General features: G+C 63.0%; 11 protein-coding genes. 4 read left to right on the top strand and 7 right to left on the bottom strand.

Translation table 11 applies throughout. From position 1 onward, the window contains the following. Positions 1–27 precede the first annotated feature (27 nt). The 5 genes from SE16_RS09350 to SE16_RS09330 all read right to left on the bottom strand — a co-directional run bounded on the left by SE16_RS09350 (position 28) and on the right by SE16_RS09330 (position 6621). Entirely contained in the window at positions 28–900 is an 873-nt protein-coding gene (locus SE16_RS09350; protein ID WP_054493094.1) for a 1,4-dihydroxy-2-naphthoyl-CoA synthase, read from the bottom strand. 18 nt (positions 901–918) lie between these two features. Next, entirely contained in the window at positions 919–2721 is a 1803-nt protein-coding gene (gene menD / locus SE16_RS09345) for a 2-succinyl-5-enolpyruvyl-6-hydroxy-3-cyclohexene-1-carboxylic-acid synthase (RefSeq protein WP_060687532.1), read from the bottom strand. 10 nt (positions 2722–2731) lie between these two features. Then, positions 2732–4072 carry an isochorismate synthase gene (locus SE16_RS09340; protein ID WP_160316987.1) on the bottom strand — a complete coding sequence of 447 codons (1341 nt, stop codon included), beginning with the start codon at positions 4070–4072 and terminating at the stop codon, positions 2732–2734. A gap of 24 nt (positions 4073–4096) precedes the next feature. Beyond that, complete coding sequence (locus SE16_RS09335) at positions 4097–4702, bottom strand: TetR/AcrR family transcriptional regulator (RefSeq protein WP_054493090.1); 606 nt, start codon at positions 4700–4702, stop codon at positions 4097–4099. Positions 4703–4827: 125 nt separating this feature from the next. Further along, complete coding sequence (locus tag SE16_RS09330; RefSeq protein WP_060687529.1) at positions 4828–6621, bottom strand: alpha-amylase family glycosyl hydrolase; 1794 nt, start codon at positions 6619–6621, stop codon at positions 4828–4830. A gap of 194 nt (positions 6622–6815) precedes the next feature. Here SE16_RS09330 and SE16_RS09325 point away from each other — a divergent pair, with 194 nt between their 5' ends. Next, entirely contained in the window at positions 6816–8903 is a 2088-nt protein-coding gene (locus tag SE16_RS09325) for a heavy metal translocating P-type ATPase (RefSeq protein ID WP_407922989.1), read from the top strand. Further along, positions 8900–9358, top strand: coding sequence for a c-type cytochrome domain-containing protein (locus tag SE16_RS09320; protein ID WP_054491896.1), 459 nt, complete (start codon positions 8900–8902; stop codon positions 9356–9358). Before SE16_RS09325 ends, SE16_RS09320 begins: the two co-directional genes overlap by 4 nt. 12 nt (positions 9359–9370) lie before the next feature. On the opposite strand, the gene SE16_RS09315 is transcribed toward SE16_RS09320, so the two are convergent. Together SE16_RS09315 and SE16_RS09310 are read right to left on the bottom strand one after the other, a co-directional pair. Next, positions 9371–10498, bottom strand: coding sequence for a phospholipase D-like domain-containing protein (locus SE16_RS09315; protein WP_054491897.1), 1128 nt, complete (start codon positions 10496–10498; stop codon positions 9371–9373). Next, complete coding sequence (locus SE16_RS09310) at positions 10495–10917, bottom strand: hypothetical protein (RefSeq protein ID WP_054491898.1); 423 nt, start codon at positions 10915–10917, stop codon at positions 10495–10497. Before SE16_RS09310 ends, SE16_RS09315 begins: the two co-directional genes overlap by 4 nt. Positions 10918–11068: 151 nt before the next feature. On the opposite strand from SE16_RS09310, the gene SE16_RS09305 reads away from it, so the two are divergent. Beyond that, positions 11069–12724 carry a CTP synthase gene (locus tag SE16_RS09305; protein WP_054491899.1) on the top strand — a complete coding sequence of 552 codons (1656 nt, stop codon included), beginning with the start codon at positions 11069–11071 and terminating at the stop codon, positions 12722–12724. A gap of 100 nt (positions 12725–12824) precedes the next feature. Next, on the top strand, positions 12825–14807 hold the full coding sequence (locus SE16_RS09300; protein WP_054491900.1) for a TolC family protein: 1983 nt from the start codon (positions 12825–12827) through the stop codon (positions 14805–14807). Positions 14808–14816 lie beyond the last annotated feature (9 nt).

Raw genomic sequence — 14816 nt, 5'->3', positions numbered from 1 at the left:
TTGGTGTTCACAGCCGATGTGCCCCCCTCATGGCCAGCGTGGGAATTTGTCAAAGCGCGGTTTGCGTTTTTCAAGGAAGGCGTCGCGCCCTTCTTTGGCTTCATCGGTCATGTACGCCAGGCGTGTGGCTTCGCCGGCGAAGATTTGTTGCCCCACCAGCCCATCATCCAGCAGGTTGAAGGCGTATTTGAGCATGCGGATAGCGGTGGGGCTTTTGCTGTTGATAATTTGCGCCCATTCAAAAGCCGCTTCTTCCAATTCCTCATGCGGCACCACCTTGTTGACCATGCCCATCTGGTACGCCTCTTCGGCGCTGTACACCTGTTCCAGGAAGAAAATTTCGCGCGCCCGTTTTTGCCCGACTTGCTTGGCGAGATACGCCGAGCCGTAGCCCCCGTCGAAACTGGCTACGCGGGCGTCGGCTTGCTGGAAGCGGGCATGCTCGCGGCTGGCAATCGTCAAATCGCAGACGACGTGCAGGCTGTGCCCCCCGCCGACCGCCCAGCCCGGCACCACGCAAATCACCACCTTGGGCATGAAGCGAATCATGCGTTGGAGTTCCAGCACGTGCAGGCGCGGCAGTTCGTAGCCCCCCTCGTAGCCGCCATGCCCACGCACGCGTTGGTCGCCCCCGGCGCAAAACGCCCAGCCGCCATCTTTGGGGGAAGGACCTTCGCCGGTGAGCAAAATCGTGCCGATGCTGGTGTCCAGCCAGGCGTCGCGGAAGGCTTCGATCATCTCATCAATGGTTTCGGGGCGAAACGCATTGCGCACTTCGGGACGGTTGAAGGCGATACGCGCCACACCGTCGGCTTTGTAGTAGGTGATATCGTTGTACGCTTTCACCTGTTGCCAATCGGCGGCTTTGCGGATGTAGTTCCAGGTTTGCGGTTCGGTCATCGGGCTCGCTCCTTCTCTTCATTTTGTCTGGTTGTCAATCAGGTCAGCCATCATGTCGCGCAGGAAATGGCGCACATGCTCGGACAGTTCCGGGTCGGATTGGAATTCGATGAGCGTTGGCGTCTCGGTGGCGATTGCCGCATCCAGCGCCGTGCGCACACGGGCGCGGCTTGCCGTGTGGACGTATGCCATGCCGAACATGTCGGCAACCGGCTTGAAGTGCATGGCGTGCGCGGTGTAGAACAGGTCGCGAAACGGTGGGTCGTACTGGGCGATGGGCAGGCGCTTGAAAATCGCGCCGCCACCGTTGTTGAGGACAACGATGTGGATGTTCCGCAGAGCGGCGCGTTGCACCGCCAGCAGCGCGTTCATGTCGTGGTAGAACGAGACGTCGCCAATCACCAGCACAGTGGGGTGGTGGGGGCGAGCGGCGGCAACGCCCAGCGCCGTCGAGACCACGCCGTCTATGCCGCTGGCGCCCCGATTGGCGAAGATGTGCAGGCGGCGGCGGAGCACCCGCCCGAACAGGTCGAGATGGCGCACGGGCAGGCTATTCCCCACGACGAGCGCGCTTTCTTCCGGCAGGCTGTTGAGAACGTCGGCGATGACAAATTCCTCAGCGTCGGGGTACATTTCGCGTGCGCTTTCAATCGCCAGCCGCACCATGCCGTCAATCGCCCCCCAGGCGGATGTCCAGCCCAGCAGGGCGGTGCCGCGGTCGCTGAGTGTAGCGTAGATGGCGCTCAAAAGCCGTGCGGCGTCGCTCTCAATCCAATGATGGGCGGTATGCACGGCGTCTTCCCAGGCGCCGTCTTCGCTGATCACGATGCGCATGGCGGGCGTGCGCGCCAGGAAGTTTTCGAGTTGGGCTGAAACGGGCATGCCGCCCAGATGCACAATCAGGTCGGGGGTGAGTGTTTTGGGCAAGAAGGGCAAAAACAGTTCGTAGCCGGTGCAAATGACCACGCCGGCGTAGCCGAGATGATGCCCAAACCGCGCCCCCGAAAGGGCGTCCGCCAGAACCGGGTAGCCCGTCACGCGCGCCAGGCGGGCGAGGGCGTCCACGGCTTCCTCGGACAAGGGGTGTTTGCCCAGCACGAACACGCCGCGCGGGGTGTTCTGCATGAGCGTGCTGAGCCAGGCGACTGTTTCATCGTCCGGATGCAGGCGTCCACGGCGCACGTGTGTGAAGGGTGTCCCGTCGGAGCGCCCACGGTAGCCGAGCGTGTTCGGCAAGGGCGTGGGCAGGTCGTGCGGGACGGGGGTTGGTTCCAGCGGTTTGCGGAATGGAAAATTCAGGTGCACGGGACCGCGCGGGCGCCCGGTGGCTTCGGCGACGGCGCGCACGGCAAGTTGGCGCACCGCACGCAACACATGGTCGGGCGGTGTGGCTTCGGGCAGGGGCATGTCAAAGAACCAGCGCACATGGTCGCCGTAGAGTTTGAGTTGGTCAATCGTCTGGTTCGCGCCGCTTTGCCGCAGTTCGTGCGGGCGGTCGGCTGTGATGACGATGAGCGGCACGCGCGTTTGAGCGGCTTCGATGACCGCGGGGTAAAAGTTGGCGGTGGCTGTGCCGGACGACGAAAGCACCACAACCGGGCGTTGGGTCGCGCGCGCCATGCCCAGCGCAAAGAACGCCGCGCCGCGTTCATCCAGCAACGAGACGACCTGGATGTGTGGTGTGTTCGCCAACGCCAGCGCCAACGGTGTGGAGCGCGAACCAGGCGCGACGACCGCATGCTGGACGCCGGCGCGCGCCAGTTCGTCCACAAAGATGGATGCCCAGAAGGTGTTGCGGTTGGCGTGCGCGTGTGCGTTCATGGCATATCCTTCACGAGTGTATTCCAATCGCTTCGAGCAATGGGCGGAATTTCAAGCCGGTTTCGTGCCATTCGCGTTGTGGGTCGGAATCGGCGACGATGCCCGCGCCCGCGTAGAGCGTGAGCGTGCGGGCAACCGCCAGCGCGGAGCGAATGGCGACTACGAATGTGCCGTCGCCCTCGGCGTCCACCCAGCCGACCGGGGCGGCGTACCAGCCGCGCGCAAACGGTTCCAGTTCGTGGATGAGCGCCAGCGCCCGTTCACGCGGCACACCACCCACCGCCGGCGTGGGGTGCAAGTGAGCCACAACGTCCCAAATGCGCACGTCGGCGTTGAGCGTGGCGGTGATGGGGGTGTGCAAGTGCTGAATGTTGGGCAAGCGCAAGAGCGAGGGGGCGGGAGCGCTGGTGATGTCGTGGGCGAGATGGCGCAGGTGGCGCAAAATCGCCTGCACGACGAACGCATGTTCGCGGCGGTCTTTGGCGCTGTTGAGCAGTTCGGCGGCGCGGGCGGCGTCTTCTTCGGGGGTGGCGCCGCGCCCGATGGAGCCGGCGAGCGCCATGGTGCGGAGCGTCGTCCCCTGCACGTCCGCCAGGATTTCGGGGGTTGCGCCAAAAAACGCATGCCCCGGCGTCGGTTCGACCAGGAAGATGAAGCACCCCTGGTAGCGCGCTTGCAGGCGCGCCAGCGCCGCCAGCGGGTCAACCGGGGCGTTGGTCTGCACGCGGCAAGTGCGCGCCAGCACCACCTTTTGCACCACGTCGGCGCGAATGCTCTCGATGGCTTGTTGCACCATCTCCCGCCAGGTGTGTTCATCAGGCGCGCGCGTTTCGTGCTGAATGCGGGGCAGCGTGGTTGCGCCCACCGCAGGCGCGCGGTGTACCGCTTCTACCACCGCTTGCCAGAGTTTCTCCGCCTTGGTCTCGTCTTCGGCGCACACACTGAGCCATGTGCCGCGCTCATCGGTACGGAGTACCACGCGGGGCAGGATAAAATCGGCGGGGGCGAACCCTTCCCACCCATACGCCTGGCGGTTGTCAAAGGCGAAACCGCCAACCAGCAGAGGGGCGGGGGCGTCGGGCGCGCCTGTGGTGCGCAGGTTTGCCAGCACGTTTTGGGCGGCGGCGGCCATGTGGACGAAACGGTCGGCGCCGCGTGTTTGCAAACGGTGCATGACGCCAAAAGCCGCCACTGTTTGCCCCTGAGGCGTTTGCCAGAAAAAGCGGGCGTGGCCTTTCCCCACGTGCAGCAGGGCATGGGGCGCAATGGGCGCACACCGTCGGGTGAGCACCACAGGCGTATTCAGGTTGGGGAACCGTCCTCCTTGACGGGTTGAAAGATGAGAAGTCATCGTTTCCTCTCGCAACATTGCCGCTTACTCCGTTTCAACATTGACGCCGACACTCCGCAACAGCATGAGGCGCAAGGTGGGCAAACTGCGTGTGGGGTCTGGTTCGCCCGTGTGTACCCACTGAATGACTACCTCGTTCAGCGCCCCCATCCACGCCAGCGCGGCAACTTCGGTGTCAATGGGGGGAATGTCGCCTTCGGCGACGGCTTTGTCCAGTTCGCGTTTGATGACGTGCACAAACCGCTGATGCACTTCGATGCGCTTCTGCTCGAAAATTTGCCCCAACCCCACGGCTTGCACCAGCACAATTTTGGCCAGATGGCGATATTGCCCGAACGTTTCCAGGCAGACGCGCAGGGCGGCGTCCACCCGTTCGATGCCGCCGGGAGTTTCCGCCAGGGCTTTTTCCAGTTGCGCTTCCAGCAAGTCGGCGAATTGGTCAATGAGTGCCAGAAAAATGCGCTCCTTGCTGGGAAAGTGGAAATAAATAGCGCCTTTTGACGTTTCCGACGCCGCGGCAATCTCGTCCACGCGCGTATCGTGATAGCCTTTGTTGGAAAAAATGCGCATGGCGGCGTCGAGAATGCGTTGGCGTGTCGCTTGGGCACGCGATTGGACGGGTTCGGGCATGTTGCGCCTCCTTGTTGCTCGCAAAACAGACCGACTAGTCGGTTTGTTGTGAAGGATAGCACAAAGCGGGTGGGCGGCAAATAGGGGGATGGCGCGCGGCGCACATGTGCGTGCGCCGCGCTGTTTCAGGCGAGCAAGGCAACGCCGCTGAGTGGGGGCAGGGCGATGCTGGTGCCGCGCAGGTGGATGGCGTCGTCGGTGCGCAGAACAACGTCGCCGGCGCCGGCAATGTCGGCGGTTTGCGGGGCGTCGCTAGTGTTCAGCACGATGGTGTAGGGACCGTGGGCGTAGGCGTAGAGCCCGCGCGTGTCGTCCACCAGGCGCGTCTCATGGGGGGTGCGCCACCAGACGTCGCCCCCCATGCGGCGCAAAAGCGTGAGTTGGCGAAAGAAGGCGAGCAGGTCGCGGTCCTGGTCGTCGCCCCAGAGCATGGGCAGGCGTGATTCTTCGAGCACGTTGCGCCCGTCCGGGTGGCGCAGGTCGCGCACCTGGCTCAGCCCAACTTCGGTACCGTAGTACACAACGGGGGGTCCCGCCAGCGTGAAGAGGCAGAGGAGCGCCAGCCGCAGGCGGCGTTTGTCGTTGCACGCAATCCACAGAAAGCGGTTCATGTCGTGGTTGTCCAGGAAGGCGGGCAGGACAAAGTTTTCGCCCTGCGCAAAGTAGGCGGCGTGGCGGTGCAGGAAGGCGTCGAATGTGCTGACGGTTTCGTTCCCAAAGGCGAAGAGGGCGCGCAGGTGTTGCAGGAGCAGGAAATCGAGACACCCATCCATGCGCCCTTCGTAGGAGCGCATGAGGCGCGGGGTTTCAACCACTTCGCCGAACATGACGCTGTCGGCTTTGGCGGCGCGGGTGGCGGTGCGCATTTCGCTCCAAAAGAGGTGGGGCGGTCCGTAGGCGTAATCGAGGCGGAAGCCGTCGAAGCCGCGTTCCAGCCACTGCACGGCGTGGCGGATGAGATAGTCGCGCGCGCCGGGGTTCTGGTGGTCGAATTGGGGCATGCTCTGGACGTTGAAGAAGGTGCGGTAGCGGTGCGGCCATTCTTCAAAGGTGAACCAGTCGAACGTGGGGGCGTGGCGGTCTTGCTGGGCGGCGAGGAAGGCGGGATGCCGGTGCGAGCAGTGGTTGGCGACGAAATCGAGAATGACGCGCAACCCGCGGGCGTGTGCTTCGGCGAGCAGGGTGTCAATGTCCTCATTGGTGCCCAGGCGGGGTTCAACGCTGCCGTAGTCGGTGGCGTCGTAGCCGTGGTGGCTGGGGCTGGGGAAGAAGGGCGTGAGCCAAATGGCGTTGACGCCGAGTGAGGCGATGTAGTCGAGTTTGGCGATGATGCCGCGCAGGGTGCCGCCATAGAAGCCCGACAGCGGGGTGCTGGGCGGTGCAAAGGATTTGCCGGGGTCGGGCGCGAAGCGGTCCACGAAAATCTGGTAGATGATGGCGGCGCGCAACCAGTCGGGCACACGGAGTGTGTCCACGTCGAACCCGTAGAGCCGCGGTGCGCCTTTGTGCTCTTCGCGCCAGTAGCCGCTGCCGGCGGATTGCCAGGCGTCGAAGGTGTAGCGCACGCGCGCGCCGTCCGGTTGGGGGGGCAACGTGGCTTCCCAGCGGGTCACGTAGCCCCAAATGAGCGTCTCCCATTCGCTGGCGACGGGGCGCATGGGGAGCGCCATGCCGTGCTGGGCGACGCCGCGCGCGCCGCGGGGTGGTGTGCCGTCGGTGGTCACGTAGAGGCAAACGCGGTCGGCGGGCACGTCGGGACCGGTGGTGACGGTGAGGGTGATGGGGGCGCCGGGCGTGGGGTCGCGCGGGTGGGGTTCGGGAAAGTGGAACAGCCCGCGCCGCTCGGCTTTGAGGCGTGCCAGGCGTTTCTCGTCGGTGGCGAGTGTCCCGAAAATGAAATCGGCGGTTGGTTCGGGCATGGGTTCTTCCTCGTGTGTTGGTTGGTGTGTGTCGGGTGGCGTATTGTAAGAAGAGGCCATGATTTGCCGAATATCTATCGTTGCTGAGCAGGTTGGAAACACCTTCACCCACTTGTTTGCATTTTGCGCATTGCACATGTCCCGTTACAATTGTTTTGAACATTCTTATCCCCCCCTGGGGTATAGGGGAAAGAATGAAACAAGGAGGCATTATGCACCAACACCATCAGGCGCATGAAGACCACAAGCAGCACGAGCACCACGCACAGACACCGCATCAGCACCAACAACACGCTGAACATGACCATGGCGCGCATGTTGACCACACTGGTCATGAGGCGTTATTTCGCCGGCGATTCTGGGTCTGCTTGATCTTGACAGTGCCGGTTCTGGTGTACAGCCCCATGTTGCAAGAGTGGTTCGGGTTCTCGCCGCCCACTTTTCCGGGCAGTCAATGGGTATCGCCGATTTTTGCCACGATTATCTTTTTGTATGGCGGCGTGCCCTTCTTGCAAATGGCTCTGCCGGAAGTGCGCCAGCGCCGCCCAGGCATGATGACGCTCATCTCGCTGGCGATTAGCGTGGCGTTTGTGTACAGCCTGGCAGCGCTCTTTCTGCCCGACGCCGGCAGTTTCTTTTGGGAACTGGTGACCTTGATTGACGTCATGCTGTTGGGGCACTGGATTGAGATGCGCAGCGTGCGGCAGGCGTCGCGCGCGTTGGACGAATTGGTGAAGTTGTTGCCGGCGACGGCGGAGCGGGTTCGGGATGATGGAACGGTTGAAGAGGTCCCACTTTCGGCGCTCTGTCCGGGGGATATTGTGCTGATTCGACCGGGGGCGAAAGTGCCGGCTGATGGTGAGATTCTGGAAGGGGAAAGCGAACTCAACGAATCCATGTTGACGGGCGAATCCAGGCCGGTGAAAAAAGGTCCCGGTGAGCGCGTCATAGGCGGCACGGTGAACAGCGGCAGTGGCAGTTTGCGCGTGCGTATTACCGCCACAGGCGACGATACCATGCTTGCCGGCATCATGCGGCTGGTGCAGGAAGCGCAAGCGAGCAAATCGCGCACGCAGTTGCTGGCTGACCGCGCGGCGGGTTGGTTGTTCTATGCGGCGGTTGTTGTGGCGCTTCTGACGGCGGTGGCGTGGATTGTGGCTATTGGGTTTGATGTTGCGGTGATTGAACGTGTCGCCACGGTGCTGGTGATTGCCTGCCCGCACGCCTTGGGGCTGGCGGTGCCGCTTGTGGTGGCGATGAGCACCTCCTTGGCGGCGCGCAATGGCATTCTCGTGCGCGACCGGCTGGCACTGGAAGCAGCGCGCGAGGTTGATGTGGTCTTGTTCGACAAGACAGGGACGCTGACCAAAGGGGAGCAAGGCGTTGTGGCGGTGCAGGCGGTCGAAGGGATGGATGAAACCGCGCTGTTGCGCCTGGCGGCGGCGGCTGAGGGGGATTCAGAACATTCCATTGCGGCGGCTATTCGTCAGGCGGCTGAGGAGCGGGGGATTGATGTCCCCGCCAGCCGCGATTTTGAGGCACTGAAAGGGCGCGGTGTCCGCGCTCGCGTGGAATCGCACGAGGTGTATGTTGGGGCGCCCCGCTTGCTTGATGAGTTGCACGTCCAGGTTCCGCCTGCGCTGCAAACCTTTGCCGAAGAAGCCGGGCGCAAGGGGCAGACCGTCATCTATGTGGTGGTGGACGGCAACGTGGTGGGGGCTTTGGCGCTGGCGGATGTGATTCGCCCCGAAAGTTATGAAGCGGTGGCACAGTTGCATGCGTTGGGCATGGAAGTCGCGATGGTGACGGGGGACAGCCGCGCTGTGGCGGAAGCCGTCGCCCAAGAACTGGGCATTGACTATGTGTTTGCCGAGGTGTTGCCGCAGGACAAAGCCGCCAAGGTGCGCGAGTTGCAAGACAAGGGCAAGCGTGTGATGATGGTGGGGGATGGTGTCAACGATGCTCCCGCCTTGGCGCAAGCCGACGTGGGCGTTGCCATTGGGAGCGGAACGGATGTGGCGATTGAATCGGCGGGCATTATTCTGGTGCGCAGCAACCCACTCGATATCGTCAAACTCATTGAGTTGAGCCGTGCGACCTATCGCAAAATGGTGCAGAACCTCATCTGGGCGACCGCCTACAACATTGTGGCGCTCCCGCTGGCGGCTGGCGTTCTGGCGCCATGGGGTATTTTGCTCTCGCCGGCGGTGGGGGCGTTGTTCATGTCGTTGAGCACGGTGATTGTGGCTCTCAACGCACAAACGCTTCGGAACGCACTATGAAACACTATTGGCACATGCTGACACTGTTGCTTTTGGGAATGGGCGTTCTGTTGGTGAGCGCCTGTCGGGCTGCCGACGCGCCAGCCCCCAAACCCACCGCGACCTACGATTACAGTTTGCTGCCGCCGCGCACAACGCCTGTGCCGCTCACGCCCGCCCCCACAGCGACGCCGGGCGGCACAGTGCGCGTTTCCTTTCGGCGCGACATTTTGCCCATTCTGGAACAAAACTGCGTGCGCTGTCATGGCGGTGTGGCGGGGTTGTGGCTGAACGATTACGAGCACACGCTCTACGGAGGGTTTGCGGGTCCCGTCGTCATTCCGGGCGACCCGGAGGCGAGCCGCCTGCTCGAATACGTGCGCCAGGGGACCATGCCCCCCGACGCGCCCCCACTTTCGCCTGAGCAGGTGCAGTTGATCGAAGAATGGATTGCCGCCGGCGCACCTAACAATTGAGCCGTTGGCGGCTTATTCGTTCCACAAACGCTCAAATTCAGCCACGAAGGGGGCGGCGAATGTGGGATCGTGCACGATGAGCACGTTTTCATCGTTGCGGCGGTCGGCGTTGTCGCTGAAATTGTACGACCCGAAGATGACGGTGCGGCGGTCAATGACGATGACCTTGTGGTGCATGATGCGCGGATTGGCGTCCTGGCGCACCTGCACCGAGGGGTAGCCCGCTTCTTTCAACTTGGTGTAGTAACTGAATTCCGTCTCCGACCCCGTCGTCTCGAAGACGCCGCGCACTCGCACCCCACTGGCGGCGCGCCCCAAAACCGCTTCCCCAATCGGCTCGCTGGTGAACGAAAACGCCATGATGAGAATCTCATCCTGTGCGCCGGCGACGGCGCGGGCAATTGCCAGCGCCGCGCTTTCTTCGGGCACGAAGATGTTTTGCATGGCTACGCCCGCATACGTGAAGGTGGGATGAGGTGTGTTGACGGGGGAAGTGGGACCAAACAGCCGCTCTGTGTACATTTCCTCCATTTCGGTGCGGTAATTTTCGATGAGCGGCGCGACGTTTTCAAAGCGCACAAAATTGTTGTTGTTGCAGTAGACCCCGTTCGTCGTCAGGTTCATGGAGCCCGTCCAGAGGATGTGGTCGTCAATGATGATGAATTTGTTGTGCATGAGCCCCGTGCGGTCGTCCGTCACCACGCTGATGCCGTTGCGGCGCAGGCGGCGAATAGAGGGCAAATCTTCGTTGTCGGTATCGGTGACGATATGCACCGCCACGCCTCGCTTTTCAAGCCCAATCAGCGCGTCCACAATGGCGGGCGCGTCCAGGTCGTAGGCGGCGACGTCCACGCGCGTTTGGGCGGCGGCAAGGTCGGCGGCGATGCGTTCATCCAGTCCGCCGTGGCGTTCTTCTTCCGGCGGGCAGGTGGGGGTGGTGAAGGCGATGGTGTACCAGTCGGGCGACGGCGCGCCGGCGGGGGGCGGCGTGCCAACCCCCAACGTGGCGGCAATCTCGCGCACAATTTCGTAGAGCAGGCGCACCTCGCTCCCTTCTTCCGCTTGCGAACTGAGCGCGCCCAGCACAATCAGCAGGATGAGCACAACCAGCGTTGCCAGCCCTTTGTCTCTGCGTTTCATGGGTGCTCTGCTCCCGTCCCGTCGGTGTGTGTCTCCAGCCAGGCGGTGATGGTTTCCAGCAGGGCTTCACGCTCGGCGGGCAACGGCGGTGGGGGCGGCAAACCAAGCCGTGCGGCGGCGTCCGCCAGCCGTGCGGTGGCGTCGGCGGCGTCGTCTTCGGGATCGAGCAGGCGGTTGACGGCACGCAGCAGCGCGCCAACAGCGTCCAGCGTCGCTTCGATGCGGGGTGTCGCCTCTTCGTCGGGCAGGCGCAACGTGCGGCGTACCACCGCATCAATGGTTTGCTCCGCCCATGCCAGCAACGGGCGGGCTTCTTCATCCGTCAACCGACGGCGCAGGGCTTCGTTGCCCAGCAGCCATTCAATCGCATCACGGCGACGCAGGCGGAAGCGTTCATCATCGCGCAGGTAAGGGCTCATGGTGCAGACTCCTTTTGGTTGCGGTTTCACTCTACCGCGCTCGCAGGGGGAAGACAAGTTCAGCCCCTTGGCTGTCGCGCCAAGTATCCCCCTGCTTTGTGATTCTGTGCGGAGTGCGCTAGAATGGCGCTCCCGAGGAGGTGAAACAGTCATGCAAACAAAATATATTTTTGTCACCGGTGGTGTTGTCAGTTCGCTTGGCAAAGGCATTACAGCGGCCTCCTTGGGACGCCTGCTCAAAGCCCGCGGCCTGCGCGTGACCATTCAAAAACTCGACCCCTACCTGAACGTTGACCCCGGCACGATGGCGCCGTATCAGCACGGTGAAGTCTTTGTGACCGAAGACGGCGCCGAAACCGACCTCGACCTGGGGCACTACGAGCGCTTCATTGACGAGAACCTGTCGCGTCTCAACAACGTGACGACGGGGCAGGTGTACAGCGAAGTGATTGCCAAAGAGCGGCGCGGCGATTACCTGGGCGGCACCATCCAGGTGGTGCCCCATGTGACCAACGAAATCAAGCGGCGCATTATGCAAGCCGCACGCCAGCAAGAAGCCGACGTCGCGATTGTCGAAATCGGCGGCACGGTGGGGGACATTGAAGGGCAACCTTTCCTGGAAGCCATCCGCCAGATGCGCAAAGACGTGGGGCGCAACAACGTGGTCTACATTCACGTGACGCTTTTGCCCTACGTGAGCGCCAGCGGCGAGTTGAAAACCAAGCCCACCCAACACAGCGTGCGCGAACTGCGCGGCATGGGCATTCAGCCCGACATTGTCGGCTTGCGTTCCGACCACCCCGTCAACGATGAAATTCGCGCCAAAGTGTCGCTCTTCTGCGACGTTGAGCCGCGTGCGGTCATTCCCATCGTCACCGCCGAGACGATTTACGATGTGCCGCTGATGCTCGAAGAAACCGGGCTTGCCGACCTCGTCATCGAGTATCTGGGCTTGCAAGAGCGGGTCCACGAGCCCGACTTGCGCGAATGGCGCGAAGCCGTGGAGCGGTTGAAGCAGGCGAGCCAGAGCGTGCGCATTGCGCTGGTAGGCAAGTATGTGGAACTGCAAGACGCCTACATCAGCGTGCGCGAGGCGCTTATCCATGCCGCTCTGGCGCACGACCGCCGCGTCGAAATTGACTGGATTCAGAGCGAAGACTTGGAGCGCGGCATAGGGTGGGACCGCCTGCAACGCGCCGATGGCATTGTGGTGCCGGGCGGGTTTGGCGAGCGGGGCGTGCCGGGCAAAATCCTCGCCGCCCGTTTTGCGCGCGAAAACAACATCCCCTACCTGGGGCTTTGCCTCGGCATGCAAGTCATGTGCATTGAATTCGCGCGCCACGTGCTTGGCAGTGATGAACCCAACAGCACCGAATTCGACCCGCACACCAAGCACCCCGTCATCTCGCTGATGCCCGACCAGCACGCCATTACCGACCTGGGCGGCACGATGCGCCTGGGGGCGTACCCCTGCGTCTTGCAGCCTGGCACAAAAGCCTACGCCGCTTATGGCGAAGAGGTGGTGTACGAGCGGCACCGCCACCGCTGGGAATTCAACAATGCCTATCGCGACTTGCTGGGCGAAGCCGGCTTGGTGTTTAGCGGGCTTTCCCCCGATGGGCGGCTGGTTGAAATTGTCGAACTGCGCGATCATCCCTGGATGGTCGGCAGTCAATTCCACCCTGAATTCAAAACGCGGCTCAATCGGCCACACCCGCTGTTCCGCGACTTCATCGGCGCCGCGCTCAAAACCATTCACAAAGGCGACCCGCTTCCATTGCCCTTTGGCGATGACACACACTCCTGAGCCTGGCGTGCACGACGCTCGTTGATGAAACGCGATGCGGTGGGTGAACATGCTTCGCCCGCCGCCTTTTTCTCGGCGACCAACACACATGGAGCCGTATATGCCGAAACGTCTGGTGCTTTTGATGGTGCTGGTGGGCGTCTGGTTGATGAACGCACCTGCGGCACATGCGCACACACCCACCCCCGTGCAGGGCGGCGCAACCGTCGAACTCATCTCCATCACCGCCGACGTGGACATCTTCACAGACGAGAATGGGTTGACGTGGGCGGCGGTCGAAGCCGCGTACAAACTGCACAACGTCAGCAAAACCAGCGCCGCCTTTGTGCAATTTGGCTGGCCCGCCTGGTCGGGGGGCGCACTCAACAGCGACCCCGCCGCGCTTGTGGATTTTCAGGTGCGGCGCAACGGGCAGGCGCTGACCTTGACGCCCATCGAAATGCCGCTCTCCCTGGCGGGCGAAACCCGCACCACCACCGTCTGGACCACTGCCGCAACGCTGGCACGCGATGAGCGCACAACCTTCACAGCCTCATGGCGGCAACTGCTCGGCGAAGGACCCTTGGTCACGTGGGAATTTGGCTTGTTGCCGGCCGCCCGCTGGCGTGGCGCGGTCGGCAGTACGCGCATTACCGTCAACTTGCCTGAACTCACCACCCAGGAACAACTGGTGCGCGTCTCACCGACCGAGTTTGCGTACAGCGGCGAGTACACGTTTTACGGCGACCGCGTTGAGTGGATTTTCGTCTCCTACCTTCCCGATACCAACGTCTCCCTCACACTGATTGCGCCGCCGCTTTGGCGGGAAATGGAAGCCTTGCGCACAGCGCTCGCCACCCAACCGAACGCCGACGCCTGGTTGCGCCTTGGCGACATCTACACCCAACTCGCCGACGCCGGCGCTAGCGAGTACGACGCCCAAGCCGAAGCCGCCTACCTTGCCGCCCGCGACGCCGACCCCACAAACCCCGAACCGCACCGCCGCTTGTGGCAGCGCTTTGTCGCCCGCCTTGGTTCACCCCCCGACCTCGCCATGCTCGACCTCGCCCGCCAGGAAGCGCAGGCGCTCTACGACCTAACAGGCGACGAAGCCGCACGCGCGTTCATTGTCGAAGCCGAAAGCACCCTGGCGCAAGAATGGCTGGCACGCAACGCCCTCGACCGCGCCTACGAGCGTTTCGCGCATGCGTGGGAACTCGCCACGGCGTCCGAGCGCGCCGCGCTGGAATCCCTGCGGAGCCGTCTTCTCACCCAACGCTTGCACGCCACCTTGCAGAAAGAGGGCGTGGCGGCGCTTTTTTCCGAAGCCGAAACCCTGAACGCGACCGACCTCATCGCGCCCCTGATGGACGTGCCGCGCCCCTGGTTTGAGCGGCGCGCTGTGCAGGTGGCAACCACACCAAGCGGACGCACCGTCACGCTCACCTTCTACAACGTGCAGGATGAAGCCGCTGCCCGGATCGCGCTTGACCGGGCGTGTGGTGAAATGAGCCGCGTTGTCTCACTGGATACGCATGTGCGCTGTGCCGTCCCGCTCCCCAACGCCGAAGTCGTCATCACATTCGACGGAAACGACCCCGCCCTCTGGCGCGAACGCGCCGCCGCCCTGTTGCCCACCATTCCCGACAACGCCACGTTTGACCTGTTGCGCAGTGTGTTGCAGGCGTCGGCGATTGAATGGCGGCTCAGCGATGGTTGGCGTGCATTGCGGGTGCACTACGTCGAAGAGATTCACCTCTTGCCGCCGCAAGCCCTCACACTGGCGGAGACCATTCGCGCGCAAGCCGAAGCCGCCGAGACGCCGCTGGTGCGCGATGCGTTGAACGCCATTGCCGACGCCTGGCTGAACGTGGCGCAGAACGAGAGTGTGCGCTACGAAATTTTCTTCACCCATAACGGGCGCACCCTGACCCGTGCATGGACGCGCACACCGCCCGCCGAGGAACGCCTGACCTTTGAGGCGACCTTCCCGAATGTGCGTTTCTGGCTGGCGGTAGCGGGGGTGCTGATGGTGGCGGTAGTGGGCGTGCTGGCGCTCATCTGGCGCTGGCCCTTGCCGGAACGAATCACCTTGCGATTGTAGGAGTTGCGA

It is taken from the genome of Ardenticatena maritima, assembly GCF_001306175.1.
GTDB lineage: Bacteria > Chloroflexota > Anaerolineae > Ardenticatenales > Ardenticatenaceae > Ardenticatena > Ardenticatena maritima.
Note: the sequence above shows the minus strand (reverse complement) of the source record. Positions and strands in the feature narration are given on the sequence as shown.

Bases quoted from the DNA above. Each gene is read 5' to 3' on its own strand.
- SE16_RS09340 (WP_160316987.1), bottom strand. From the start codon at position 4,072: ATGACTTCTCATCTTTCAACCCGTCAAGGAGGACGGTTCCCCAACCTG.
- SE16_RS09300 (WP_054491900.1), top strand. From the start codon at position 12,825: ATGCCGAAACGTCTGGTGCTTTTGATGGTGCTGGTGGGCGTCTGGTTG.
- SE16_RS09350 (WP_054493094.1), bottom strand. From the start codon at position 900: ATGACCGAACCGCAAACCTGGAACTACATCCGCAAAGCCGCCGATTGG.
- SE16_RS09320 (WP_054491896.1), top strand. From the start codon at position 8,900: ATGAAACACTATTGGCACATGCTGACACTGTTGCTTTTGGGAATGGGC.
- SE16_RS09335 (WP_054493090.1), bottom strand. From the start codon at position 4,702: ATGCCCGAACCCGTCCAATCGCGTGCCCAAGCGACACGCCAACGCATT.
- SE16_RS09330 (WP_060687529.1), bottom strand. From the start codon at position 6,621: ATGCCCGAACCAACCGCCGATTTCATTTTCGGGACACTCGCCACCGAC.
- SE16_RS09325 (WP_407922989.1), top strand. From the start codon at position 6,816: ATGAAACAAGGAGGCATTATGCACCAACACCATCAGGCGCATGAAGAC.
- menD (WP_060687532.1), bottom strand. From the start codon at position 2,721: ATGAACGCACACGCGCACGCCAACCGCAACACCTTCTGGGCATCCATC.
- SE16_RS09315 (WP_054491897.1), bottom strand. From the start codon at position 10,498: ATGAAACGCAGAGACAAAGGGCTGGCAACGCTGGTTGTGCTCATCCTG.
- SE16_RS09310 (WP_054491898.1), bottom strand. From the start codon at position 10,917: ATGAGCCCTTACCTGCGCGATGATGAACGCTTCCGCCTGCGTCGCCGT.
- SE16_RS09305 (WP_054491899.1), top strand. From the start codon at position 11,069: ATGCAAACAAAATATATTTTTGTCACCGGTGGTGTTGTCAGTTCGCTT.